The following is a 24,335-nucleotide window of genomic DNA, read 5'->3' as shown; positions in this document are numbered from 1 at the left end:
GGTGGCCGTCCACTTTTCAACGCGCCGCGCGCCACCCGCACGGCGCGCGAATGCCGCGCTCAGTCGTGGATCTGGAAGAAGCGGGCGGCGTTGTCCCGGGTGACCCGCCGGACGATGCGCTCGGACAGCTTCGCCTTGCCCAGGAGGTTCGCCGTGCGCGCGAGCCCCAGGATGTCCCCCGCGCCGTCGCCCGCGTCGGAGTCCAGCACCAGGCGCTCGCTGCCCAGCCGCCGCACCAGGGCCACCGCCCGGTCCGCCTGGAGGGCCTCCGGGTGCAGGGTGAGGCCAGCCCAGTGGCCCACCTCCAGGATGGTCCGAACGGTGCGCGCGTTGGCGTGGTCCACCAGCGCGCGTGAGGGCAGCAGGCCCGACTGGCGCAGGAGCGTGAGGATGCGCCGCGTGTGGCGCTCCTTGTCCTTGAGCGGCGTGTGCACCACCACGCGCAGCTTGAGCTGGCGGGCCAGGGCCAGCTGCTCCAGGAAGGCCTCTTCCTCCTCCTCGCCGCCCACGTGCAGCCCCGTCTCACCCAGGGCCACCACCCGGCCGCCCTCGAAGTAGTCCGGCAGGTGGCTCAGGACTTCGGACAGCCCCCGGCGCGGGATGCAGCGCGGGTGCACGCCCAGGGCGGCCCAGGCGCGGATGCCCAGCCGCTCCAGGCGCGGCAGCTGCTTCTCCACCAGCTGGTCGAAGTGCTGGCGCAGCCCCTTGGCCGTGGGCTCCGGGAAGTGGTGCGCCACCACCAGGGCCCGCTCCACGCCGAAGAAGCGCATGGACTCCAGGTCCTGGTCCGTCAGGGCCTCCGGGTGGAGGTGCGCATCGAAGAGCGGAAGCGGCTCGGCCACGGGCAGTCGTTCTCCTTGGGTTTCAGTCCTGGCCCGTCGCGGCGCCCTCGTTGCGCGGGTCACTGGAGGAATAGCGCAGGTTGGTGCGCGGGTCGCTGTAGACGGCCTCCGCGTCGCCCCAGGCGTCCACCCGGCGAAGCTTGTGGCCCTTCGCCTCCAGCGTGGACAGCGTCGCCGGCTCCAGGCCCCATTTGTCCACCCACAGCTCGTCCGGGAGGTATTGGTGGTGCAGGCGGCCCGCGCCCACCGCGCGCGTCACGTCCATGCCGTGGTCCACCACGTTGCTGATGGCCTGGATGACGGTGGTGGGGATGGTGGAGCCGCCAGGGCTGCCCACCGCCAGCATCACCCGCTTGGGGGCCTCCTTCGTGAACACCAGCGTGGGCGACATGGAGGACAGGGGCACCTTGCCGGGCTGGATGGCGTTGGGCTCCCCCGTGACGAGCCCGTACGCGTTGGGCACGCCCGGCTGAGCGGCGAAGTCGTCCATCTCGTCATTGAGGAGCACGCCGGTGCCCTTGGCCACCAGGCACGAGCCGAAGCTGTAGTTGACCGTGGTCGTCATGGCCACCGCGTTGCCGTCCTTGTCGATGACGGAGATGTGCGTGGTGTTCTTCTTCTCCGGCTCCGGCGTGAGCGGCCCCGCGTCCTTGCGCAGCGTGGAGGCGGGCCCGCCCTTCAGCGGCGCCAGCAGCGACGCGCTGGGCGTGGCCTTCTTCGGGTCGATGCCGCCCGCCAGGTCCGCGATGTGGCCGGGCGACGTCAGCCGCTCCAGCGGCACCTGCACGAAGGCCGGGTCGCCCAGGTACTTCGCGCGGTCCACGTACGCGCGCCGCACGGCCTCCACGTAGAGGTGCAGCGACTCAGGGTCGCGGTACGGCACGCCCTGCGGACGCAGCTGCTGGAGCATGCCCAGCACCTGCACCACCGCCAGCCCGCCCGCGCTGGGCGGCGGCATGGTGAGGATGCGGTGCCCTCGGTAGGTGGTCTCCAGCGGCGTGGCCGCGCGCGTGCGGTAGTTCGTCAGGTCCTCCTGCGTGAGCAGCCCGCCCGCGTCCTGCACCGTCTTCACCATCGCCTGCGCCACCGGGCCCGCGTAGAAGGCCTTCGCGCCGCCCTTGGAAATCCGCTCCAGCGTGCGCGCCAGGTCCGGCTGCTTGATCAGATGTCCCACCGGCGGCACGTCCGGCGTGCCCTGCGCGTTGGGGACAAGGAAGATGCGCGCGGCCTCCGGATCCTGGCGCAGACACTCCGCTCGGCCGGTGGCCATCTGCTGGTACTTGGGTGTCACCCAGAAGCCCTGCTTCGCCAGCCGGATGGCCGGGGCCAGCACCACCGCGGGCTTGAGCTTGCCGTGCTTGGACAACAGCTCCAGGTAGCCCGCCACCGCGCCCGGCACCGCCACGCTCAGGGCGCCGTCCGTGGACAGCCCCGGCACCAGCTCGCCGTCCTTCAGGTACATGTCGCGCGAGGCGCCCTTCGGAGCCACCTCCCGGAAGTCCAGCACCTGCGTGACTGCCGACTTCGCGTCGTGCACCAGCGCGAACCCGCCGCCGCCCACGCCGGAGTGGTAGGGACCCACCACCGCCGCCGCGAACGCCGCCGCCACCGCCGCGTCCACCGCGTTGCCGCCCTTGTCCAGCATCTGGAGCGCGGCCTCGCTCGCGGGCGGATACGCCGTGGCCACCGCACCTCCCCGGTAGGGACGTGCCGCACCCGCCTGCGTCGCCACCAGCAACACCGCGAGTCCCAGTGCGCGGAACAGGCTCCGTCCCGCGGCTCCCATGTGTGCTTTCCCCACCTGTGGACGCCTTTCCTTGTGATTTCCGGCCGTTCCCTAATGCACCATGCGCCGCGCCCGGACCAGGGTTTCAACGAGACAACATTTTTTTCCTTGGATTGTGAGTGGAGGCGGGGCAGGCTCCTCTCATGCGCAGCAACTGGCGGTGCTCATGAGTCCTCCGAACCCCGTGGAAAACCCGGCGTCGGTTCCGACTCCGGCCTCCACCACGGCACGGCTGACGACGTTCCTGAAGCCGCGCTTCGGCATCACGGTCCAATGCAACACGTTGTGTGTGGCAGTCAGCGCACGGCCCCCCCCGGACGTCCCGCGATCCGCTTTGCCGTCCGGGCGCGGTTGACGAGTTGATCGGCGGTCCCTAATTCTCCGCCGCATATGACAGCTCTGGCGGCGGTTGTGCTGTGCGCGGGCAAGGGCACGCGGATGAAGTCGGAGAAGGCGAAGGTCCTTCACCCCATCCTCGGCCGTCCCCTCTGCGCCTATCCCTTGAAGCGGGCCCTGGAACTGGGCGCCACGCACGTGGTGCCGGTGGTGGGCCACCAGGCTTCGGAGGTGGAGAAGTCCATCCGCTCCCACTTCCCGGACGCGCCCCTGCGCTTCGCGCTCCAGAAGGAGCAGAAGGGCACCGCGGACGCGGTGAAGGCGGCAGAAGACGCGCTGAAGGGCCACGAAGGCCGCGTGCTCATCCTCTACGGAGACGTGCCGCTCTTGCGTAAGGAGACGCTCCAGGCGCTGCTCGCCGCGCATGACGCCGCGGGCGGAGTGCTGGCGCTGGTGTCCACCACGCTGGAGGACCCCACCGGCTACGGCCGCGTCATCCGCGAGGCCGGCAAGGTCGCGCGCATCGTGGAGCACAAGGACTGCACCCCGGAGCAGCGCGCGGTGAAGGAGTGCAACGCGGGCATCTACTCCGTGGACGCGGCCTTCCTCTGGAAGGCGCTGGCGGAGATCAAACCCGTCAACGCGCAGGGCGAGTACTACCTCACCGACCTGGTGGAGATGGCCGCGAAGCTGGGCCCCGTGGGCGCGGTGGACGCGGACGCCACGGAGACCGCGGGCGTGAACGACAAGGTGGAGCTGGCGGCGCGCGCCCGCGTCCTCCAGCAGCGCATCAACGAAGCCCACATGCGCGCGGGCGTGTCCATCCAGGACCCGGCCACCGCGTACATCGAAGAGGGCATCACCATTGGCACCGACACGGAAATTGGCCCCAGCGTCTCGCTGATGGCCGGCACCGTCATCGGGAAGAACGTCACCATTGGCCAGGGCAGCGTGCTCACGGCTTCTGTCGTGGCGGATGGCACCCACATCAAGCCCTACTCCGTGCTGGAGGAGGCGCGTGTGGGCGAGCGCTGCATCATCGGCCCGTTCTCCCGGCTGCGCCCCGCCACGGAGTTGGCAGAGGAAGTGCATCTGGGGAACTTCGTGGAGACGAAGAAGGCCCGCATCGGCAAGGGCAGCAAGGCCAACCACCTGACTTACCTGGGCGACGCGAACATCGGCGCGGGCTGCAACATCGGCGCGGGCACCATCACCTGTAACTATGACGGGGTGAACAAGCACCTGACCGAGCTGGGCGATGGCGTCTTCATCGGCTCGGACAGCCAGCTGGTGGCGCCGGTGAAGGTGGGGGACGGCGGGTATGTCGGCGCGGGCACCACGGTGACGAAAAATGTGCCTCCTGGGAGCCTCGCTGTGTCCCGCGCGCCACAGGTGGTGAAGGAGGGTTGGGTGGCGGCCAAGAAGGCGCGGCAGGTGAAGGTGAAGGCTGGTTAGGAAGAGTGCTCGCCTGCTGCTCGGTCGGCGGGGCGGGGTTGGGCGTGTTGGGCGTGAACGGGTTGCCCGTGGTTTGCTCCGGCGCCGCGGGACGAGAAAGAGGCAGGAAGAACATGTGCGGGATTGTTGGCTACGTCGGTGACAAGGAATCTGCTCCCATCCTGGTGTCGGGCCTGAAGAAGCTCGAGTACCGGGGCTACGACTCCGCGGGCGTCGCGGTGGTGGGCGGCAACCAACTCAACGTGGTTCGCGCCACGGGCAAGCTGCGCAACCTGGAGAACCGCGTGGTGCAGGACCTGCCCAAGGGCACCACCGGCATCGGCCACACGCGTTGGGCCACGCACGGCCGTCCCTCCGACGAGAACGCCCACCCGCACACGTACAAGAACGTCGCGGTGGTGCACAACGGCATCATCGAGAACCACCTGGTGCTCAAGGCGGAGCTGCGCGCGCGCGGCCACGTGTTCGCGTCGGAGACGGACTCCGAAGTGTTCGCGCACCTCATCTCCGAGGAGGTGGAGCGCGGCGTGGACCTGCCGGACGCGGTGCGTGCGGCCATCAAGCAGGTGAAGGGCACCTACGGCCTGGTGGTGGTGTGCTCCAACGACCCGGGCCGCATCGTGTGCACGAAGGACGCGTCGCCCATGGTTCTGGGCCTGGGCGAGGGCCAGAACTTCGTGGCCAGCGACGTGCCTGCGCTGCTCGAGCACACGCGTGACTTCGTCTACATGGAGGAGGGCGACCTGGCGGTCATCACCGCGGCGAAGGTCGACATCTTCAACCGCGAGGGCAAGCTGGTGAACCGCCCCACGCGCCGCATCGACTGGACGCCGATGATGGCGGAGAAGGGCGGCTACAAGCACTTCATGCACAAGGAGATCCACGAGCAGCCCCGCGCCATCGCGGACACGCTGCGCGGCCGGATGCTCCTCACCGAAGGCGACGTCCACTTCGAGACCTGGAACCTCACGCAGGAGCAGGTCCAGTCCTTCACCAAGGTCACCATCCTGGCCTGCGGCACGTCCTGGCACTCGGGCGTGGCCGGCCGGCACATGATTGAATCGCTGGCGCGGCTGCCGGTGGAGGTGGAGCTCGCCAGCGAGTTCCGCTACCGCGACCCCATCGTGGAGAAGAGCCACCTGGTCATCGCCATCAGCCAGTCCGGTGAGACGGCGGACACGCTCGCGGCCTTCAAGGAAGCGAAGCGGCTGGGCGCGCACACCATGGCCATCTGCAACGTCATCGGCAGCGCGATGACGCGTGAGGCGAACCTGCACGTCCTCACCAACGCGGGCCCTGAGATTGGCGTCGCGTCCACCAAGGCGTTCACCACGCAGCTCGTGACGCTGTACCTGCTGGCGGTGAAGCTGGGCCGCATGCGCGGCACGCTGTCCGTGGAGGCCGCGCAGGAGCACCTGACGCACCTGACCCAGGTGCCGAAGATGATTGAAGAAGTCCTCAAGTGCGAGCCGCAGGTGAAGCGCGTCGCGCGCGAGTTCATGAACGCGCAGGACTTCCTCTTCCTCGGCCGTGGCCCCATGCACCCGGTGGCGCTGGAGGGCGCGCTCAAGCTGAAGGAGATCTCGTACATCCACGCGGAGGGCTACGCGGGCGGTGAGATGAAGCACGGCCCCATCGCGCTCATCGACGAGAAGATGCCCGTCGTGGTCATCGCGCCGAAGCAGCCGCACGTCGCGTACGAGAAGATCATCGGCAACATCGAGGAGGTCCGCGCGCGCGGCGGCAAGGTCATCGCCATCCTGGACGAGGACGACAACCAGGCGGACACCCTGGCCGACCACGTCATCCGCATCCCCTCCGCCTGCGCGCTGCTCGCGCCGGTGGTGGCCACCATCCCGCTGCAGCTGCTCGCGTACCACGTGGCGGAGATGCGCGGGAACGACGTGGACCAGCCGCGCAACCTGGCCAAGAGCGTGACCGTCGAGTAGCGCTTCACGGCTTCCACGCCTGAATGCGAAAGAGCCCGGACTCCCTTCACAGGGGGCCCGGGCTTCTTTGTTTGCCGGCGCTACTTCTCGTCCGCCAGCTCCAGGAGCACCTCCAGGTCCGCGGCGGCGTCCAGCGACTCCAACAGCTCCAGGTTCTCCACCACCTCGCGGTCCTCGTCGGTGAGCTGGGGCTGGGGCCGGCGGGTGTCGGTGGGCGGGGGAGGGGCCTCCGGGTGCACGGCCTTCGCGGTCGCGGGGACCTCGTCGGTCGGCGGGGGCGGCGGGGACTGCTGGGCGGACGCGGGCACACCCGCCGCGAGCGCGAACAGCAGCAGCCAACAGGGTGCGGGCCTCACTTGTTGCGCCGCCTTTCGCGCAGCCGCTCGCGTGCCTCCTGTCGCTGCTCCTGGGACATCTGCCGCCAGCGGCGCATGTTCTCCAGCATCTGCTCGCGGCGCTCCGGGTGTTCCTTGAGATAGGCGCGCACCCGTTCGCGCAGCTCCGCGCGGCGCTCCAGGGTGAGGCCGCGCAATTCGCGCACCTGCTCACGCACCGCCTGCCGCTCCTGGGGCGACAGCCTCTGGAAGTCGCGCAGGTTGTTCCTCAGCCGCTCGCGCTCCTCCGGAGGCAGCTGCCGCCAGCGCTGGAGGTTCGCGCGCACGCGGGCCTGCTCTTCCGGGGGCATCGCCTTGAACTCACGCAGCTTCGCGCGCAGGGCCTCCTTCTGCTCCGGTGGGAGCTTCTCGAAGCGCTCCGCGGCGGTGGGCGCGGGGGCGTTGGCAGCTCGGGCCGGAACGCCGATGAGCAGCGCCAGGGCCAGCACTCCGGCGGTCATCCTTCCCAGCATCACGGCACCCCCAGTTCGTGGAGGTTCTCGACGACCTCCAGGTCTTCGGAGCTGTTGAGCCCCAGCACTTCGTAGTCCTCGACCAGCTCCAGGTTCGCCGCCACCTCCAGCGCGCCCGGGTCCCACTCCTCCAGCGCGGGCGCCTCCACGCGCGTGCGCCCGGCCACGAGCAGCGTCAGCACCACCGCGGCGGCCAGGCCCGCGGAGGGCACGAGCACGCCGGGCCTCAAGAGGTGCGCGAACCGTTCACGCCAGGTGGGCGGCAGCGCGTCCACCCGCGCCAGCAGCTCGCGCCGGGCGGACGGGGAGGGCGTGAAGGCGGGCAGCTCCGCCATCCGCGCCACCGTGAGGCGCAGCAGTCTCTCCGTGCCCTGGCACTCCGCGCAGGTGCCCAGGTGGGCCTCCACGCGTGCGCGGTGCGGGGGCGGCAACTCCCCGTCCACCCAGGCCGTCAGGTCTTCTTCGAACGCACAGCTCATGCCCGACTCCTCGCGGGCACGGTGCCCGCCTGCAACGCTTCAATCCTGCGCGCCACCGCCAGGGTGGCCCGGTGGATGAGGCTCTTCACGGCGGCCTCGCTCGCCTCCAGCGCCTCGGCGATGTCCCGGTACGCCATGCCTTCGAAGCGGCACATGGTGAACGCGGCCCGTTCGCGGTCGCTCAAATCCGTCAGGGCCAGGCCCACCGCCGCCTCCAGCTCCCGGCCGCTCAACGCCTGGTCAGGCCTGTCTCCGTCGGGCCCTGGCATCCGCATCGCCCCCACGTCTTCCTCCGCCGGGGCCTCCGCCGTGAGGCGCGCCACGCGGTACTCGCCGCGCCGCATCTCATTGAGGCAGTGGTTCGTCGCCACCCGGAAGAGGAACGTCTTGAACTTCGCCGTGGGCTTGTAGGAGCGCGCGTGGCGGTAGAGCTTCACGAAGATGTCCTGCGTGAGCTCCTCCGCCCGCGCCGCGTCCCCCACGAAGCGGAACGCGAAGCGCGCCACGCTCGCGTGGTGCCGGTCGAAGAGCCAGGCGAAGGCCTGCTTGTCGCCCGCCGCCACCTTCAGCATCGCCTGCGTGTCCGGGTCCCAATCCATCCGTGAGGCCAGAAACCCCGTTGCCCGCTGGAAGTTGCGGGCCCACCCACTTTGAACCCCACGGGGCGCCCCGGTTACAGTTTCGCCACCGTGTCCGATGCTTTCCGCCCACGTTCGCGCACACCGGCTCCCCACCTGGGAGAGGAGGCGGAGCCACCGTCGGACCTGGCGGCCTGGGAGGCTGCGTCGGAGCCTCTGGCGCAGGGCGGCACGCCCACCCCGCCCACGGACTCGCCGCTGCCCATGTACCTGCTGGCGCAGCAGGCCCGGCGCGCGGGAGGGGACGAACAGAAGCGCCTGGCCTGGAACCTCAACCAGCTCCTGGAGGAGCTGGGGGCTCAGGGCGGGGGCCGGACGGAGGCGGACGCCTTCCACCGGCTGCTGGAGGGGGGCAACCTGGACGGGCTGGTGGACTCGGACGGGCGCTCCTGCCGGGCCACGGCGGTGGAGTCCCTGCTGTCGCTGGGCTTCCCCTACGCGCTGGAGGTGCGCCCGGAGGACCTGGAGCACCTCACGAACGCCCCCGTCCCGGGCACGCGGCTGACGCCTCCCAGGGGGGGGCCCTTCCCGGCCCTGGCGGTGGGGTTGGGGGCGCTGGCGCTCCAGGTGGTGCTGGGACTCACAGGCGTCGTCGTGCCCGGCGGGCTGCTCATCCTGCAGGGGCTTTTGACCCTGCTGTCCCTGACCGTGCTGACGATTGCCTCCGTGGGCTCTCCCCTGTATCGCGGAGCCCTGGCGCTGCTGACGGTGGTGTCCGGGGTCGGGTTGGGGATGGTGCTGGTGCCAGAGGTTCCGGCGGGTTGGGCGGCCGGACTGGGCGGGCTGGTGGCCGCCTTCCTGGCTGCCCTGCGCAAGAGCTGACCGCCAGGACCCAAAACGGATGTCAGAGGGGTGGACTAGGGTCTACCCATCGCGTACTAAAAGCGCGTTCAGGTGGACCGGGGTGGTCCACTCTTCCAAGGAGCGACGAGAAATGGCCGTGAATCAGGAGAAGGAAAAGGCGATCGAGCTGGCGCTGGCGGCGGTGGAGCGTCAGTTCGGCAAGGGTTCCATCATGCGGCTCGGCAACGACGAGCCCATGATGAAGGACGTCCAGGCCATTTCGACGGGGTCCACTTCGCTCGACATCGCCCTGGGCGTGGGCGGCGTGCCGCGCGGGCGCATCATCGAGATCTTCGGGCCGGAGTCCTCCGGCAAGACGACGCTGTGCCTCCACATCGTCGCGGAGGCGCAGAAGAAGGGCGGCGTGTGCGGCTACATCGACGCCGAGCACGCGATGGACGTGGGCTACGCGCGCAAGCTGGGCGTGCGCACCGACGACCTGCTCCTGTCCCAGCCGGACACCGGTGAGCAGGGCCTCGAAATCGCGGAGATGCTCGTTCGCTCCGGCGCCATCGACGTGCTGGTGGTGGACTCGGTGGCCGCGCTCGTGCCGAAGGCGGAACTGGAAGGCGAGATGGGCGACGCGCACATGGGCGTGCAGGCGCGCCTCATGAGCCAGGCGCTGCGCAAGCTCACGGGCACCATCTCCAAGAGCCAGACGTGCGTCATCTTCATCAACCAGATCCGCATGAAGATTGGCGTGATGTTCGGCAACCCGGAGACGACGACGGGCGGCAACGCGCTGAAGTTCTACGCGTCGCAGCGCATGGACATCCGCCGCGTGGGCGCCATCAAGAACGGCGAGAACGTGGTGGGCAGCCGCACCCGCGTGAAGGTCGTGAAGAACAAGGTGGCGCCTCCGTTCAAGGAGGTGGAGTTCGACATCATGTACGGCGCGGGCATCTCGAAGGAGGGCGACCTCATCGACCTCGCCTCCAACGACAACATCATCGAGAAGAGCGGCAGCTGGTTCTCCTTCAAGGGAGAGCGCATCGGCCAGGGCCGGGAGAACGCGAAGGAGTACCTGCGCGAGCACCCGGACACCTACAAGGAGGTCGAAGCGCTGGTGCTGGAGAAGTACGGCATCGGCAAGCCCGCGGGTGCTGCGCCCGCCGCGGACGCCCCCAGCGAGCCGCCGGAAGGTGAGAAGCGCCCGCGCGTGAAGGCCGTGAAGTAATCGCGAAGCACTTCGCGAAAATGAACCGCCGCGCACCTCCGGGGGGAGCGGCGCGGCGGGTGAAGCAGAAAAGGGGCCGGTCTCCAGTGATGGGGCCGGCCCCTTTTGTTCACCGTGAGAGGGATTGGGGGCGTGACGCGCACGGTCATCACCGGCCTGTCGCCGGGATGTTTCGTGTGGAGGGAGGAGCGACTCTAGACTTCGCGGTCCGGGAGCCCCTTCACCCCTGCTTCCCGCTGGAGTCCATCGCCTTGTTCAACCCCTTCAAACGCCGCACGTTCCTGCAAGCCGTGGTTGCTGTCGCGGCGACGACGACCTTTGGATGCTCCGACGACTCGACGGACGCGTCGGATGGCTCGCCCTACTTCCCGCAGTCGCTGGCGTCGGGGGATCCGCGCCCGGACAGCGTGGTGCTGTGGGTGCGCGTGGAGGACACGGACCGCGCCGGGTCGGACCTGCCGCTGCGGCTGGAGGTCTCCACGACGGAGGACTTCAAGGCGCTGGTGCTGGACAAGACGGACCTGTCGGCGCTGGCGGAGCATGACCACGCGGTGAAGGTGAAGGTCACCGGTCTGTCCGCGCGCACGACGTACTACTACCGCTTCTCCTACGAGAAGGACGGCCAGAAGCACACCACTCGCACCGGGCGCACGCGCACCGCGCCCGCGGCGGGGGATGACGTGCCGGTGAAGTTCGTCTTCGCCAGCTGCCAGGACTTCATTGGCCGCTACTACAACGCCTGGCAGCGGCTGTTGCAGCTGGACGCGGACCTGGACTTCGTCGTGTTCCTGGGCGACTACGTCTACGAGACGACGGGCGACACGTCCTTCCAGTCTGGCGGCGGCGGCCGGGCCATGCGCTTCAGCGCACCGGACGAGGCGCTCCCGCAGGGCGCGGGCCTCACCTCGTTCCTCGCGGCGAACTCGCTGTCCAACTACCGCGACCTCTACAAGACGACCCGCACGGACAAGCAGCTGCAGGCGGTGCACGAGCGCTACCCGTTCATCATCGTCTGGGACGACCACGAGTTCTCTGACGACTGCTGGCAGGACGTGGCCACGTACGAGGATGGCAAGCGGGACGAGACGCAGCTCACCCGCAAGCTCAACGCGGAGCAGGCCTTCCTGGAGTACATCCCGCTGGACACGGCGCAGTCGGCCGCGGGCGCCATCGACGTGGGCAGCGAGCCGCGCTTCCCCAACTCGCGCATCTACCGTGACTTCGAGTACGGCAAGCACCTGAAGCTGCTGGTGACGGACTACCGCAGCTACCGGCCGGACCACCTCATCCCGGAGGACGGCTACCCGGGCACCGTGGCGTTGGACGCGACGCTGCTGGGCGCGGCGCTCCAGGACCAGCCGGACGCGGTGAAGCAGATGTTCCAGGCGGACACGTTCGCGTACGTGAACATCGACGACGCGGCGTACGCGGCCCAGAAGCAGGTGCTCCAGGGCGTGTACCTGAACCAGGCGAAGGCGGCGGGCCTGACGGACGCGGAGGCCGCGCAGAAGGCCGGCAAGTGGGTGGCCGGTCCGGTGGCGCTCTACTACGTGAACCAGGTGCTGGCGGCGGTGAACAAGGACCTGGTGATTGCGCCCGCGGACAAGCCCCGGGGCCTGGCGTACGCGCACATGGGCAAGGCGGCGCTCTTCAACATCCAGGGCTCGCGCTACGTGGTGGTGAAGGACACCTTCGACCTGTTCGCGGCGGTGAAGTACAAGATGACCGCCGGCCAGAGCGAGGACGTGTTCGGCCCGGACCAGGAGGCGTGGTTCCAGGAGACCCTCGCCACGGCGCAGAACACCTGGAAGATGGTGGTGAGCTCCACGTCGCTGTCGGCGCTCATCTGGGACTTCCGCCAGCAGGCGGACATCAGCGACCCGACGCTGCGCCAGCGCTTCTACTTCAGCGTGGACCAGTGGGACGGCTTCCCCACGAAGAAGAAGGCGATGCTCAAGGCGCTCAAGGCGGGCGTGACGAACACGCTGTTCATCTCCGGGGACATCCACGCGTCGTTCGCGTCGGTGGAGGAGGGCGTGCCCACGCTGACGGCGCCGGCCATCACCTCCGGCTCCATCAAGAGCCTGGCCAGCCTGGCGCTGATTGGCGCGGGCTACGCCACGGGGGCGCCGGTGTACCAGCACGCCGTCGTGGAGATGGAGAAGACGCTCCAGGCGTCCAACCCGGGCCTGCGCTTCGCGGACGCGGACTCGCACGGCTTCGTGCTGGTGGAGGTGAAGGCGGATGAGACGCTCGCCACCTTCCACCTCATCCCCGCCGGAGAGGTGGCCAAGGACTACTCCAAGCGCGCGGACAGCGAGCTGGAGGCGAAGTTCACCGCGAAGACCTTCCGCGTGAAGAACAGCGACATCCAGCCGGCCTGAGCGGGACGCGCATGAGGTGAAGCGAAGGGCCGCGTGGGGGGAATCCCCGCGCGGCCCTTTTTCATGCGTTGCCCGTGGGCTCTTTCAGCGCGGGGCGACCCGCAGGATGAGCCCCGCCGGAGGGAGCCGGAACTGCACCGACGCGCCCCAGGTCGTGAGGGTTCCGTCCTGTAGCAGGGCGACGCCGTCGAAGATCCCCATGGGCATCGCGTCCGCGACGCCCGTCAGCGTCGCGGGCGGGCTCGCCTGCCCGTAGTCATCGCGTCCCCAGGCGCGGAGGGTCCCGTCCTGCCGGAGGGCCACGAGGACATCGTAACCGCCGCGCACGTCGATGAAGCCGACCGGGTCCGTGACGTTCTCATAGCCGTTGTGGCTGGCGCCGAAGTCCCAGCCCCGCAGGGTGCCATCCGACAGGATCGCGGCGCTGCCGAAGGTGTTGCCCCCGATGGCCGTCACGCCGGACAGGTCCGCCGGAGGAAGGCTCGTTTGTCCGGAGTCATTGCGTCCCCAGGTGACGACGGTGCCGTCCGCCTTGAGCGCCAGCGAGAAGTACGTGGAAACGGAGAGGGAGATGACGTCCTGGAGTCCCGGGGGGACCTTCGTCCGGTCGTATTCGAAGCCGCCCCAGGCGACGACCGTTCCATCCCGCCGCAGCGCCGCCGCGATGTTCGAGGCCGCCGAGATGGCGACGACGTCCGACAGGTCCGCGGGGACCGGCGCGCGGGAGCCGCTCAGGTCACCCCACTCCACGACCGTGCCGTCAGCCTTGAGGGCCACGGCGAAGGCGGAGCCCACGGCCACGCTGACCACGTCCGACAGGCCCACCGGGGGGCTGCGGAGCCTGGGGCCCCATCCGGTGACGGTGTCATCCGGCGTGATGCCCAGATTCCAGTCGTCAATGGAGGCGGCCAGGGTCTGCTGCCGCACGACGTGCAGGGACACCGTGGCGGCGGGCCGCCAGGCCGGGCCGGGCGTCAGGACGACGTCGCGCGGGCCCGGGCTGACGTTCGCGGGGACGCGCACCACCACCTGGGTATCGGACCAGAAGAAGTAGTCGGACACTTCGACGCCGCCCACCGACACGTGGGACTCGCCGCGCTGCGCTCCGAAGCCGGAGCCGGTCAGCTCCAGGTGGCCGCGCTGGACCGCCAGCTTGGGCACGACGACGGTGGGTGCCCCCTGCCGGGTGAGGGTGAGCTCGACCGTCGCCGGCTCGTCCACGCGGACCTCCACGGAGACCTCCGGGCTGACGTAGTGGTCCTTGGAGGCGGACACCGTATAGGCCCCGGCGAGCAGCTCGGGCATGGAGAAGCGGCCCTCCGCGTCCGTCGTCGTGCCCATCCGCTCCGGGCCGTCGGCCACGACCGTGAGGCCCTCGGCGCTCTCGCCGTCCTCCAGCACGACACGTCCGGTGATGCCACCGCGCTCCCGGTAGAGGAGCCCGGAGACGGACGTCTGCGCGTTCGTGCGCACCACCACCTGCTGTTCGTACGGGACATAGGTGTCGCGCCGCGCGCGCAGGGTGTACGTGCCCGTGGGGATTCCCGTGAGGGCGAAAGCGCCCTGGTCGTTCGTCTGGGTGATGAAGTCCGTGTCCACGAGCGCGACTTCGATGTTCGCGACGCCGACGCCGCCCTCCAGGAGGATGGTCCCCGCCACGGTGCCGCGCTCGCGGGTCAGCGTCTGGGAGACGGAGGACTGCGCGTTCGCGCGCACCTCCACCTGTTGCTCGTACTGGGCGTAACCCTCGCGCGAGGCCCGCAGGGTGTACGTGCCCGTGAGGACCCCGGTGATCGTGAAGCGGCCCTCCGCGTCCGTGACCGTGGCGTGGCTCGTGCCGACGAGTTGCACCGCGATGTCCGCGGCGCTCCCTCCGCCTTCCAGCTGGAGCAGTCCGACCACGGTGCCGCGCTCGCGGGTCAGCGTCTGGGAGATGGACGTCTGCTCGTTCGCGCGCACCTCCAGCGTCTGCTGATACGGATCATAACCATCGCGACGCACGCGCAGGGTGTACATGCCCGTGAGGACTCCGGTGAACGTGAAGCGGCCCTCCGCGTCCGTGACCGTGGAGTGCTCCGTTCCGACGAGTTGCACCGCGATGTCCCCGGCGCTGGCTCCGCCCTCCAACTGCAGGGTCCCGGCCACCGTCCCACGCTCGCGCTGGAGGGACAGGGTGACGGAGGCCTGGGCGTCCACTGCCACCTCCACCGTCTCCTGGGCCGGCGCATACGTCTCCTTCAGCACCTGCACGGTGTACGAGCCCGTGGGCAGCTCCGTGAAGACGAAGTGGCCCTGCGCGTCCGCCTGGGTCTGGTGCGAGGTGCCCGTCAGCGCGACGGTGATGCCCTCCGCGCTGGCGCCCCCTTCCAACTGGACGGTGCCCGTGAGGCCGCCTCGCTCGCGCTGGAGTGTGAGCGTCGCGGACGCGGTCTGACGCGCCTTCACCTCCACGGCTTCACTTGCTTCACGGTAGCGGGGCTTCGTTACGACCAGGGTATGGGCGCCCGGCGAGACGCCCTCCAGCGTGAACCGGCCCTCCGTGTCGGTCGTCGCCGTGAGCTCGGTGTCCGTCACGGTGACCGTGATTCCCTCCGGAGGGGCCGCGTCGTCGAGCGCGACCTGCCCCGAGATCCGGCCCACGGACGGTCCTGCGTCGGGCGGCGGCAGTGGGGATTCGCCGGAGCCGTTGCAGGCCGCGGTCAGGACAAGAAGGAGGCAGAGCCAGGAGGAACGTGCGAGGCGCATGAAGAGCAATGACAGGCGGTGATGCGTTGGCGGGGCAGGGCTGTCTTTGCCGCCAGCGGGATGGGCCGTGGACGAAAAGCTACGAGCGCGGATTCTGACCCGGGCGCTCATGGAGAGCCACCCCCCAATCCTGACAGGGACGGGTCTTTTGGTTTTTTCTTGTTTATTCTGTTTTCCTTGAGCGCGGTTCCCCATGAGGGGAGGCCGGACCCGACACCGGGAAGGAGCACATCGTGGGCGCGCGCAAGGGATGGCAGGGACTGCTGGGAGCGGGGCTGATCGTGGCGGTGGGAGTAGCGGAGGCGGCGCCGTGGCGGAGCGTGCTGTATCCGTCGACGTGGACGCCCGGGTACTCGCAGCCGGGCAACCCGTCGCGGTTCCTGCATGACTTCTCCTACGCGGGCTACCGGATGCGGCAGGTGGAGCCGCCGGTGCGGACGGACCGGGTGCTGGACGTGACGCAGGCGCCGTACTTCGCGGACAACACGGGGGCGTCGGACGTGACTGCGGTGTTGCAGCAGGCGCTCGATGACGCGGGGGCGGTGGCGGGCGGTGGGGTGGTGTACCTGCCTCGGGGCACGTACCGGGTGGCGCCGCCCGCGGGCAAGCCGTACGCGCTGCTCATCCGGTACAGCAGCGTGGTGCTGCGCGGGCAGGGCGCGACGTCCACGTTCCTCTACAACTCCGCCACGGACATGCGCAGCAAGCGTGTGGTGCAGGTGGGCCCACGCGACACGACGGTGTCCTGGACGTCGGCTTCGACGGCGTCGGTGGCGCTGACGCAGGACGCGCCCAACCAGGCGACGCGCATCCAGGTGGCGAGCGTGTCCGGCTACACCGTGGGCACCTGGGTGGTGGTGCGGGCGGACCTGACGGCGACGCGCAGCGCGGAGCTGAACATGGGCACGGAGTGGACGTCGCTGCCTGGCCCGTCCTTCTACCGGCAGGTGGTGGCGGTGGACGAGGCCACGCGGATGCTGACGCTGGACATCCCGCTGCGACAGGGGCTGCTGATGCGCGACGCGGCGCGGGTGTACCGCGTGCCCGCGCACCTGTCGGAGGTGGGCGTGGAGCACCTGGCCATCGGCATGCGGGAGAACCCCACGCCGGGCCTGGCCGAGGAGGACTACACGGTGCAGGGCACGGGCGCGTACCAGGTGCACGAGTCCACGGCGCTCTTGATGAACCACGTGGTGGACGGCTGGGTGCGCGGCGTCAGTTCCTATCGGCCGCCGTCCAACACGCAGGACGTGCACGTGCTGTCCAACGGCATCGACCTGAACTACGCGCGCAACGTCACGGTGGAGGGGTGTGAAATCAACAAGCCCCAGTACAAGGGCGGTGGCGGAAACGGGTACCTGTATTCCATCAGGAGCAGCGACAGCCTGGTGAAGGACAGCGTGTCGTACGGCGGGCGGCACAACTTCGACTTCCGCTCCATGCACACCACCGGCAACGTGCTGTTCAACAACCGCGTGTCCAACGGCGAGAAGGTGTCTGACTTCCACATGCACCTGAGCGCGGCGAACCTGGTGGACAACACCACGCTGTACCAGGAGCGCTTCGAGGCGGCGGACCGCTCGCCCTACGGCACCACGAGCCACGGCGTCACCACGACGGAGAGCGTGTTCTGGAACACCAACGGGGCGAAGCCGCCGCCGTACGGGGGGAACAGCGTGGTGCGCTCGCAGCAGTACGGGCAGGGGTACGTGATCGGGATGCGCGGCAGCGCGACGGAGGTGAACGCGGTGGTGACGACGAAGACGGCCCCCGCGGACCTGGTGGAGGTGGCGCAGTCCGGGAACGAGCTGGTGCCGCAGTCGCTCTACGTGGACCAGGTGCAGCGCCGCCTGGGGCGCGCGGTGGAGCACGACGCGCGGGTGCTGGTGTACCAGGCGGAGAACCTGAAGCCGACGAGCACCCCGGACCCGTCGTCCACCGGCGTGGAGGCCGGGCCGGAGCTGGGCGGGGTGCGCTACCACAACACGAACGCGGTGGGCGCGAAGGTGACGTACACGCTCTATCCGCGCACGGTGGGCACGTTCGCGGTGCGGGTGCGGACCAAGCGCAACAACGGGCGGGGGCAGTACCGGCTGGACGTGAACGGGGTGGCGGTGGGCGGGACGCGGGACGAGTACTCCGCCACCACGCAGTTCGTGGAGGTGGAGCTGGGGACGGTGACGTTCACGGACCTGGAGCCCCAGGCGTTCACGTTCACGACTGTTGGGAAGAACGCGGCGAGCACGGGCTACAACGTGGCGTTGGACGTCATCCGTCTGGTGCGGCAGTAGGCGAGCGGCGCGTCTCTGGGAGGCGCGGGCGGACCGGGGTATAGACGGGCGCCATGCACGTCTATGCCGCCGCGTTGGCCCAGGAGCTGGGCATCAAGCCGGAGCAGGTGGACCGGACCCTCGCACTGCACGAAGAGGGAGGCACGGTCCCCTTCATCGCGCGCTACCGCAAGGAGGCCACGGGGGGGCTGGATGAGGTTCAAATCCAGTCCATCCTGGACAAGGCCACGGAGCGCGCGGAGCTGGACGGGCGGCGCGACACCATCCTGCGCAGCATCGAGGAGCAGGGGAAGCTGACGCCGGAGCTGAAGAAGGCGCTCCAGGCGGCGCGCACGCGCGCGGAGCTGGAGGACCTGTACCTGCCGTACAAGCCCAAGCGCCGCACGCGCGCGGCCATCGCCCGGGAGAAGGGTCTGGAGCCGCTGGCGGACCTGGTGTGGAAGCAGGAGGGCCAGCGCGGGGAGAACCTGGACGCGCGGGTGAAGCCCTACGTGAGCGCGGACAAGGGCGTGGCGGACGTGGCGCAGGCGCTGGCGGGCGCGCGGGACATCTGCGCGGAGCGGGTGGCGGAGGACGCCAGGCTGCGCCGCGAGGCCCGCGACATCTGCGCGCGTCGGGGCTCGCTGCGCTCGGACGTGGTGCCCGCGAAGAAGGGCGAGACGACCAAGTTCGAGAACTACTACGGCCACGAGGAGCCGCTGTCCCAGGCCCCGTCCCACCGCGTGCTGGCGCTCTTGCGTGGTGAGGAGGAGGGCGTGCTGAAGGTGAAGCTGGGCCTGCCGGACGATGAGGTGAAGGGGCTCTTCACCGGGCGCGTGGTGACCCGGCCGCAGTCGCTGTTCGCGGGCGAGCTGCGCGCGGCGGTGGAGGACGGGTGGGACCGGCTGATGGGGCCGTCGCTGGAGTCGGAGCTGCGCGGGGAGTTGAAGGAGCGCGCGGACAAGGGTGCCATCGGCGTGTTCGGAGAGAACCTGCGGCATCTGTTGCTGGCGGCGCCTGCCGGGGCTCGGGCGGTGCTGGCGTTGGACCCGGGGCTGCGCACGGGCATCAAGCTGGTGATGCTGGACGCGACGGGGACGGTCGCGGAGACGACGACGCTCTATTCGGAGCGGAGCGCGGACGAGCGGGCGCGCGCGGCGAAGCTGCTGGAGGCGGTGGTGCGCAAGCACAAGCCGGAGCTGATCGCCGTGGGCAACGGCACGGGCAGCCGCGAGGCGGAGGTCTTCACGCGCGACACGCTGAAGGCGATGGGCGTGCAGGTCACCGTGGTGTCGGTGAGCGAGCAGGGTGCGTCCATCTATTCGGCGTCGGAGGTGGCGCGGGAGGAGTTCCCGGAGCTGGACGTGTCGCTGCGCGGGGCGGTGTCCATTGGCCGGCGCTTGCAGGATCCGCTGGCGGAGCTGGTGAAGATCGACCCGAAGAGCATCGGCGTGGGGCAGTACCAGCACGACGTGGACCAGGGCCTGCTGAAGAAGAAGCTGGGCGAGGTGGTGGACTCGTGCGTGAACGCGGTGGGCGTGGACGTGAACACGGCGTCACCGCAGCTCTTGGAGCACGTGTCCGGCGTGGGGCCGTCGCTGGCGAAGAAGCTGGTGGCGCACCGGGCGGCGAAGGGGCGCTTCACCACGAGGCGGGAGCTGCTCAAGGTGAGCGGCCTGGGGCCGAAGACGTTCGAGCAGGCGGCGGGCTTCCTGCGGGTGCGAGGGCCGGAGCCGCTGGATTCGAGCGCGGTGCACCCGGAGCGCTACACGGTCGTGGAGCGCATGGCGAAGGACCTGGGCGTGGACGTGGCGTCGCTGGTGGGGAACGCGTCGCTGGTGCGCCAGATTGAGGCGAAGCGCTACCTGGGGCCGGAGCTGGGAGAGCTGACGCTGAAGGACATCCTGTCGGAGCTGGAGAAGCCGAGCCGCGACCCGCGCGGCGACTTCACGGCGCATGCGACGCGGGATGACCTGCGCACGCTGGAGGACGTGAAGGAGGGGATGGTGTTGCAGGGCGTGGTGACGAACGTGACGGCGTTTGGAGCGTTCGTGGACGTGGGCGTGCATCAGGACGGCCTGGTGCACGTGTCGCAGTTGGCGGCGCGCTTCATCAAGGACCCGTCGGAGGTCGCCAAGGTGGGCGACCGGCTGACGGTGAAGGTCCTGACGGTGGACCTGGCGCGCAAGCGTCTGGCTTTGTCCGTGCGGGCGGTGCTGGAGGGTGGGGCGCCGCAGCCGTCGGGACGGCCGGCACAGGCGAAGCCCGCGAATGCACCGGCCCAGCAGCAGCGGCCCGCGCAGAAGCCCGCGACGCAGGCTCCTCCGCAGAAGAAGCCGGAGCCGTTCAACAATCCGTTCTCGAAGTTGAAGCGCTGACTCCTCTTCAGGAGGTGCTGAAGAAGAGGAAGAACAGAACGGCGAGGACGGAGCAGACGAGCAGTCCCAGGCCGGCGTTGGAACGGTGTTTCACGCTGGCATGGAGGCTCAGCGCGGCGGCGAGCCCGGCGACCGGGAGATGCCAGGCCGCGATCCGGATCAGCGCATCCTCGCTGTTGAAGATGTGGCGGGCCGTGAAAACGCCATACATCACGAACGAGAGGAACAGAGCGCCCCCTGCGAGCAGCAAGATGGGGGCGCGGCTCGCGGAGGATGTCCGATGGGCGTTCATTGGGAGGAGCCGTCAGTCTGGGAGAACCGGGCAGAGGCCGGCGGGCTTGAGTGGATGGTCCAGGATATTCACAGGTAGGCGGCGAGATGGCGGGCCGTGAGAAGGACCCATGGGTTCGCGACCTGGACGGAGTTCTTCAAGGGCTTTTGGGAAGGCCAGGCGCCCCGGTCTTGGATATCGAGTGGTTGCTTGCCCGGTGTGCAGACACGCTGCAGTGCCAAGGGCAGCACCGCCGCAGAAGAAGCCGGAGCCGTTCAACAATCCGTTCTCGAAGTTGAAGCGCTCGGAATCGACGCTCCAAGACAGGTGAAGAATCTCCGGGCACTGGAGTTCAGGTGCCCTGGAGACTCCTCGTCGATCGCCTTCCTGAGTTCGAGCAATGCCTCTCTTGCACCCGGGAGGTCGGTGGCGCCACGCATCTGGGATGCCTTGGCGAACATTGACTCACAAGCCGCGAGGGCACGTCTCGCAGCCTGGAACAGCTCTGCGGAGCTGTTCCAATGAGTCAGAAGCTCATCGGCGGACCGCGCCTGGGCAATCGTGCCCAGGGAGTTCATCGCGACGAGCATGGCTTGGGCATCATTGTGGTCCATGGTCTTCCCTTCAGGACATGCACTGCCTTGATCAGTTGACCGGAAATGCAGAGCAGTCACACACGATCCAGGCTCCAGGCGCTACTTCCTTGGCCTTTCCGCAGTCTACGAAGTCCGCCCCTTCTCCTTGTTGAACGTGGCGCCCCAAGATCTCCTTGTTGTCGGAGACAAACAGGGCGCATCCCCTGGACTTGTCCTGGCGGACTTGGATGCCGTAGTAGACGCGGCCCTCAAGAATTGGCAGGAGAAACCGCCCCAGCGCGATGCCTGCCGCCAGGGCGATGAGCACTTTGTATTTGGGAGGGACGGTCATCGGTCCAGCTCAATCCAAAGGGAACAGCCGCGCTTCCTTCGCCAGCACCTCATTGCGCGCCAGCAATCCCGTGAACCGCTTCGTCCCGTTCCGCGCGTCGAACCGTGCCGCGATGTCGCGCGCCTGTGACTCCAGCCAGTCCTTCAGCGCCCGCGTCCCGTAGCCCCCGTCCACCGCGTGCATCGGGAACGCGCGGGGCAATCGCAGGCTCACTTCGTCGCGGCCGTCCGCCACCACCTGTCCCACCAGGAACGACGCCGCCGTGTAGAAGCTGAACCGGTCCCGGTAGCTGGAGTGCTCCAAAGCCCAGCCCAGGTGCTTCTCCAGCAGCGTGAGTCCGCGCGACAGGTTGCCCGTCAGCGCCAGGAACTCCAGGTGCTCTCCCACCGTGGAGAGGAACTCGCGGTTCTTCGCCACCATCGCGTAACCGCGCATGTGGCAGTCCCGCGCTTCCTTCATCCGCTCCAGCTTGAAGAACGGATACAGCAGCGTGCCCAGCGTCAGGTGTGGAATCTCCGCGCAGGATTGGCGCCCGTCCAGGATGGGCTTCGCCTTCTGGATGGCCTGCTCCCACTCGCCCTTGTCCACGTGGTGGTCCAGCTCATCGTCCAGCTCGCAGACACGGCAGTCCGTCAGGTGGTCCCTGGGCGTGACGAGCCACGCCTCCCACAGGCGCTCCGCCTCCTCCGTGTCTCCCATGTCCCGAGCCATCTGGTAGCGCAGCTTCAGCGCCGCCCGCTTGCCCGCGTCCAGCTTCGCGAAGCTCTGATCCACGTCATCCAGCGCGTCGGAGATCTGCTTGCGGCTGATGTGCGGGAACTCGTCCAGCCGGCCCACCACCCACTTCTGCTTCCAGAGCATGTCCTCCGGGTCGAACCGCTGCGGGTCCTTCTTCTGCTGCCCCCGGCACCATGCGAACGCCACCAGCGCCTTGTCCGGATACCCCCCGAACGTCGCCGCGTCGATGAGCGAGTCCCGCAGCTCGTACCCCAGCGGCACATCGCCGTGCGCGTCCGTCAGCCGCACCGCCTCCTCCAGCGCGCGCACCTTCGCGTCGCCTTCCGGCAGCTCTTCCGCCTGCCCGCGCAGGGCCTCCACCTGCTGGCGCCAGTCCGCCATCAGTGCATCCCCCGCGAGCCCGGACCCGACGAACCGCCCCCTCCGCCACTGTCATCCAGCCGCGCCGAGATGAGCCCCAGCAGTCCATGGTTCAGCAGCGCCATCTCCTGCGCGTTCAGCGGGTGCTGACCCAACAGCAGCGCCTGCACGTAGAGCATCTCCACCGACAGCTTCAGCAGCTCCCGCCCCTCCACCGCCGCCAGCCTGCGCACCACCGGGTTGTGAAGGTTGAGGCAGAGCAGCGCGCGCTCCTGTCCGCCCGTGCCCGCCATCACCCCGTCCAGCACGCCCGCGTACAGGTCGTCCGACTCCTCCCGCGCCCGCTCCGCGTCCCGCTTGAACGCGCCTTCCGCGTCCGAGCTGTAGAGCGTGGGCACCTCCGCCGGGAAGAACTTCTTCACCTCCACCCCGCAGCGGAATGGCGCCAGCACCCGTTCCGCCAGACGCAGCAGTGGGTAGACGGCCTCGCGTTCGTCCAGCGTCAGCTCCTCGAAGCTCTGCGGCAGGTCCGCCGACGAGAACGGCGCCACCTGCGCCTCCGGCACCACGTGCGGCAGCTTCTCCAGCAGCGCCGTGTCATGCGTGTACGCCGCGTTCAGCACGCACAGCCCCTGCGCCGCCGCCACCCGCGCCACCTGACGGAACCCGTCCAGCGTCGGCGTGTAGCGCACCACCGGCCACGACTTCCGGTAGTCCGCCAATGTCATCACCCCGAGCGACGTCTCGAACGGCAGCCAGTGGATGACCAGCCGGTAGAAGTCGTCATCGTCCAGCGCCAGCCCCTTCACCGACAGCCCGTGCAGCGCAATCAACCGCTGCAACGCCCGGGGCTCCTCGTGCGCCAGGTCCATCAGGTACTTGCGCAGGGACTGGCCCAGCGCCTCGCGCGCCTTCGCCAGCACCGTGTCCTCGTAGAAGGACTCGCGGCTCGCGGTGGGCCTCAGGCCGTTCGCGTTCACCACGCACTTCACGAAGAACGCCCACTCCGGCAGCAGGTTCTCCGCGCTCTCCGACAGCAACATCTGCTTCAGGTACACGCGGTGCTTCTGCTTCGCGTTGAAGTGCGGCGACGCCGGCAGCACATACGCCACGCCGTCCACGTCCCCCGCCTCCGAGCGCAGCGGAATCACATCCAGGAAGTCCGTGCCGAACACCTCGCGCCCGTACGCGAGCAGCGCCTGCCGCCGGTCTGCTGGCGTCTCGTAGAAGCGGCGCCAGGGCGGACCGTCCGGGTTGAGCGCCTCCGTCTGCCCGTCCACCGTGAGCCGCACGGGGAAGGGCAACAGGCCGCCATAGTGCTTCGCCAGCTGGCGCACCCGCTCCGGCGTGAACCACTCCGCCATGTCCGGGCGGGCCACCAGGTAGACGTGCGTGCCGGGGGCGTCCAGCGGGTGCTCGGAGACGCGCACGTCGTAGGTGCCGTCGTGCCGGCCCCGCCACTCCAGCGTCCGCCCGTCCCCCTTCGCCGAGCGCGTCACCACCAGCAGCTCGTCGCACACCATGAAGCACGACAGGAGGCCAATACCGAACTGACCGATGAAGTCGTTGCGGCGGGCTTCCAGCTGCTCGCGCTTGGAGGACTCGCCGATGGTGGCCAGGAAGCGGTGGATCTCCTCCTCCGTCAGCCCCACACCTTCATCCGTGAAGAGCAGGGTGGGCGGCCCGCCGTCCTGCTTCTCCCGCAGCTCCAGCCCCACGGCTCCGGTGGCCTGGGGCTCCAGTTGCTGGCGGGCGCGGATGGCGTCCGTGGCGTTCTGGAGCAGCTCCCGCACGTAGACCCCGGGCGAGCTGTACAGGTGGTGGGACAGGAGGTCGATGACCCCGCGGAGGCTGACTTGGAATCGATGGTCCACGCGACCGTCGAGCGTAGCGCGCTGCATCCTCCCCGG

The 24,335-nt window shown here is 69.2% G+C and carries 19 protein-coding genes; 7 read left to right on the top strand and 12 right to left on the bottom strand.

The features are described from left to right. Positions 1-59: 59 nt before the first annotated feature. Both D7X30_RS05460 and ggt read right to left on the bottom strand, forming a co-directional pair. On the bottom strand, positions 60-842 hold the full coding sequence (locus D7X30_RS05460; protein WP_120561799.1) for a TatD family hydrolase: 783 nt from the start codon (positions 840-842) through the stop codon (positions 60-62). 22 nt (positions 843-864) lie between these two features. Further along, positions 865-2,628 carry a gamma-glutamyltransferase gene (ggt, locus tag D7X30_RS05455; RefSeq protein ID WP_120561798.1) on the bottom strand — a complete coding sequence of 588 codons (1,764 nt, stop codon included), beginning with the start codon at positions 2,626-2,628 and terminating at the stop codon, positions 865-867. Between the two features lie 390 nt (positions 2,629-3,018). Here ggt and glmU point away from each other — a divergent pair, with 390 nt between their 5' ends. Next, a complete protein-coding gene (gene glmU / locus D7X30_RS05445; protein ID WP_120561797.1) occupies positions 3,019-4,419 on the top strand; it encodes a bifunctional UDP-N-acetylglucosamine diphosphorylase/glucosamine-1-phosphate N-acetyltransferase GlmU in 1,401 nt (466 codons plus the stop codon). Between the two features lie 113 nt (positions 4,420-4,532). Then, positions 4,533-6,368 (top strand): glutamine--fructose-6-phosphate transaminase (isomerizing), encoded by a 1,836-nt coding sequence (gene glmS, locus D7X30_RS05440; RefSeq protein WP_120561796.1) that lies wholly within the window; start codon positions 4,533-4,535, stop codon positions 6,366-6,368. An 80-nt stretch (positions 6,369-6,448) separates the two neighbouring features. Here glmS and D7X30_RS05435 read toward each other — a convergent pair whose 3' ends face one another. From D7X30_RS05435 to D7X30_RS05420, 4 genes are read right to left on the bottom strand one after another with little or no spacing between them, the layout of a single operon-like run. Then, positions 6,449-6,724, bottom strand: a complete 276-nt coding sequence (locus D7X30_RS05435; protein ID WP_233591412.1) for a hypothetical protein — start codon at positions 6,722-6,724, stop codon at positions 6,449-6,451. Beyond that, positions 6,721-7,203 (bottom strand): DUF3106 domain-containing protein, encoded by a 483-nt coding sequence (locus D7X30_RS05430; RefSeq protein WP_233591411.1) that lies wholly within the window; start codon positions 7,201-7,203, stop codon positions 6,721-6,723. Before D7X30_RS05430 ends, D7X30_RS05435 begins: the two co-directional genes overlap by 4 nt. A gap of 11 nt (positions 7,204-7,214) precedes the next feature. Next, positions 7,215-7,694: an anti-sigma factor gene (locus D7X30_RS05425; RefSeq protein WP_120561794.1), complete on the bottom strand. Its 480-nt coding sequence runs from the start codon at positions 7,692-7,694 to the stop codon at positions 7,215-7,217. Next, positions 7,691-8,293 (bottom strand): RNA polymerase sigma factor, encoded by a 603-nt coding sequence (locus D7X30_RS05420; protein WP_120561793.1) that lies wholly within the window; start codon positions 8,291-8,293, stop codon positions 7,691-7,693. Before D7X30_RS05420 ends, D7X30_RS05425 begins: the two co-directional genes overlap by 4 nt. Positions 8,294-8,383: 90 nt before the next feature. Between D7X30_RS05420 and D7X30_RS05415 the strand changes: the two genes are divergently transcribed. From D7X30_RS05415 to D7X30_RS05405, 3 genes are all read left to right on the top strand, one after another. Next, positions 8,384-9,154, top strand: coding sequence for a hypothetical protein (locus D7X30_RS05415; RefSeq protein WP_147443120.1), 771 nt, complete (start codon positions 8,384-8,386; stop codon positions 9,152-9,154). A gap of 112 nt (positions 9,155-9,266) precedes the next feature. Then, complete coding sequence (recA, locus tag D7X30_RS05410) at positions 9,267-10,352, top strand: recombinase RecA (protein ID WP_120561791.1); 1,086 nt, start codon at positions 9,267-9,269, stop codon at positions 10,350-10,352. A 167-nt stretch (positions 10,353-10,519) separates the two neighbouring features. After that, a complete protein-coding gene (locus D7X30_RS05405) occupies positions 10,520-12,736 on the top strand; it encodes an alkaline phosphatase (RefSeq protein ID WP_120561790.1) in 2,217 nt (738 codons plus the stop codon). 84 nt (positions 12,737-12,820) lie between these two features. Here the strand turns inward: D7X30_RS05405 and D7X30_RS05400 are convergent, their stop codons facing one another. Beyond that, the gene (locus D7X30_RS05400; protein WP_158619210.1) at positions 12,821-15,376 is read right to left on the bottom strand and encodes a carboxypeptidase regulatory-like domain-containing protein; all 2,556 of its coding nucleotides are present in this window, start codon (positions 15,374-15,376) and stop codon (positions 12,821-12,823) included. Positions 15,377-15,714: 338 nt separating this feature from the next. Here D7X30_RS05400 and D7X30_RS05395 point away from each other — a divergent pair, with 338 nt between their 5' ends. Next, entirely contained in the window at positions 15,715-17,772 is a 2,058-nt protein-coding gene (locus D7X30_RS05395; protein WP_120561788.1) for a right-handed parallel beta-helix repeat-containing protein, read from the top strand. A gap of 53 nt (positions 17,773-17,825) precedes the next feature. Beyond that, the gene (locus D7X30_RS05390) at positions 17,826-20,129 is read left to right on the top strand and encodes a Tex family protein (protein ID WP_120561787.1); all 2,304 of its coding nucleotides are present in this window, start codon (positions 17,826-17,828) and stop codon (positions 20,127-20,129) included. Positions 20,130-20,136: 7 nt separating this feature from the next. Here the strand turns inward: D7X30_RS05390 and D7X30_RS05385 are convergent, their stop codons facing one another. The 5 genes from D7X30_RS05385 to D7X30_RS05370 all read right to left on the bottom strand — a co-directional run bounded on the left by D7X30_RS05385 (position 20,137) and on the right by D7X30_RS05370 (position 24,299). Further along, positions 20,137-20,421 carry a hypothetical protein gene (locus D7X30_RS05385; RefSeq protein WP_120561786.1) on the bottom strand — a complete coding sequence of 95 codons (285 nt, stop codon included), beginning with the start codon at positions 20,419-20,421 and terminating at the stop codon, positions 20,137-20,139. Positions 20,422-20,675: 254 nt separating this feature from the next. Continuing rightward, the gene (locus D7X30_RS41580) at positions 20,676-21,014 is read right to left on the bottom strand and encodes a hypothetical protein (RefSeq protein WP_147443119.1); all 339 of its coding nucleotides are present in this window, start codon (positions 21,012-21,014) and stop codon (positions 20,676-20,678) included. A gap of 31 nt (positions 21,015-21,045) precedes the next feature. Further along, positions 21,046-21,327, bottom strand: a complete 282-nt coding sequence (locus tag D7X30_RS05380; RefSeq protein ID WP_120561785.1) for a hypothetical protein — start codon at positions 21,325-21,327, stop codon at positions 21,046-21,048. A gap of 9 nt (positions 21,328-21,336) precedes the next feature. Further along, positions 21,337-22,449 carry a hypothetical protein gene (locus D7X30_RS05375; RefSeq protein WP_120561784.1) on the bottom strand — a complete coding sequence of 371 codons (1,113 nt, stop codon included), beginning with the start codon at positions 22,447-22,449 and terminating at the stop codon, positions 21,337-21,339. After that, positions 22,446-24,299, bottom strand: coding sequence for an HSP90 family protein (locus D7X30_RS05370; protein WP_120561783.1), 1,854 nt, complete (start codon positions 24,297-24,299; stop codon positions 22,446-22,448). Before D7X30_RS05370 ends, D7X30_RS05375 begins: the two co-directional genes overlap by 4 nt. Between the last annotated feature and the right edge of the window lie 36 nt (positions 24,300-24,335).

The sequence above is a fragment of the Corallococcus sp. AB011P genome (assembly GCF_003611605.1).
Lineage (GTDB): Bacteria > Myxococcota > Myxococcia > Myxococcales > Myxococcaceae > Corallococcus > Corallococcus coralloides.
This window is presented reverse-complemented; position numbering and strand designations above follow the sequence as displayed.

Coding starts and splice junctions, on each gene's coding strand:
- ggt (WP_120561798.1), bottom strand. CDS start 2,628: ATGGGAGCCGCGGGACGGAGCCTGTTCCGCGCACTGGGACTCGCGGTG.
- glmU (WP_120561797.1), top strand. CDS start 3,019: ATGACAGCTCTGGCGGCGGTTGTGCTGTGCGCGGGCAAGGGCACGCGG.
- glmS (WP_120561796.1), top strand. CDS start 4,533: ATGTGCGGGATTGTTGGCTACGTCGGTGACAAGGAATCTGCTCCCATC.
- D7X30_RS05430 (WP_233591411.1), bottom strand. CDS start 7,203: ATGACCGCCGGAGTGCTGGCCCTGGCGCTGCTCATCGGCGTTCCGGCC.
- D7X30_RS05425 (WP_120561794.1), bottom strand. CDS start 7,694: ATGAGCTGTGCGTTCGAAGAAGACCTGACGGCCTGGGTGGACGGGGAG.
- D7X30_RS05420 (WP_120561793.1), bottom strand. CDS start 8,293: ATGGATTGGGACCCGGACACGCAGGCGATGCTGAAGGTGGCGGCGGGC.
- recA (WP_120561791.1), top strand. CDS start 9,267: ATGGCCGTGAATCAGGAGAAGGAAAAGGCGATCGAGCTGGCGCTGGCG.
- D7X30_RS05405 (WP_120561790.1), top strand. CDS start 10,520: ATGTTTCGTGTGGAGGGAGGAGCGACTCTAGACTTCGCGGTCCGGGAG.
- D7X30_RS05390 (WP_120561787.1), top strand. CDS start 17,826: ATGCACGTCTATGCCGCCGCGTTGGCCCAGGAGCTGGGCATCAAGCCG.
- D7X30_RS05385 (WP_120561786.1), bottom strand. CDS start 20,421: ATGAACGCCCATCGGACATCCTCCGCGAGCCGCGCCCCCATCTTGCTG.
- D7X30_RS41580 (WP_147443119.1), bottom strand. CDS start 21,014: ATGGACCACAATGATGCCCAAGCCATGCTCGTCGCGATGAACTCCCTG.
- D7X30_RS05380 (WP_120561785.1), bottom strand. CDS start 21,327: ATGACCGTCCCTCCCAAATACAAAGTGCTCATCGCCCTGGCGGCAGGC.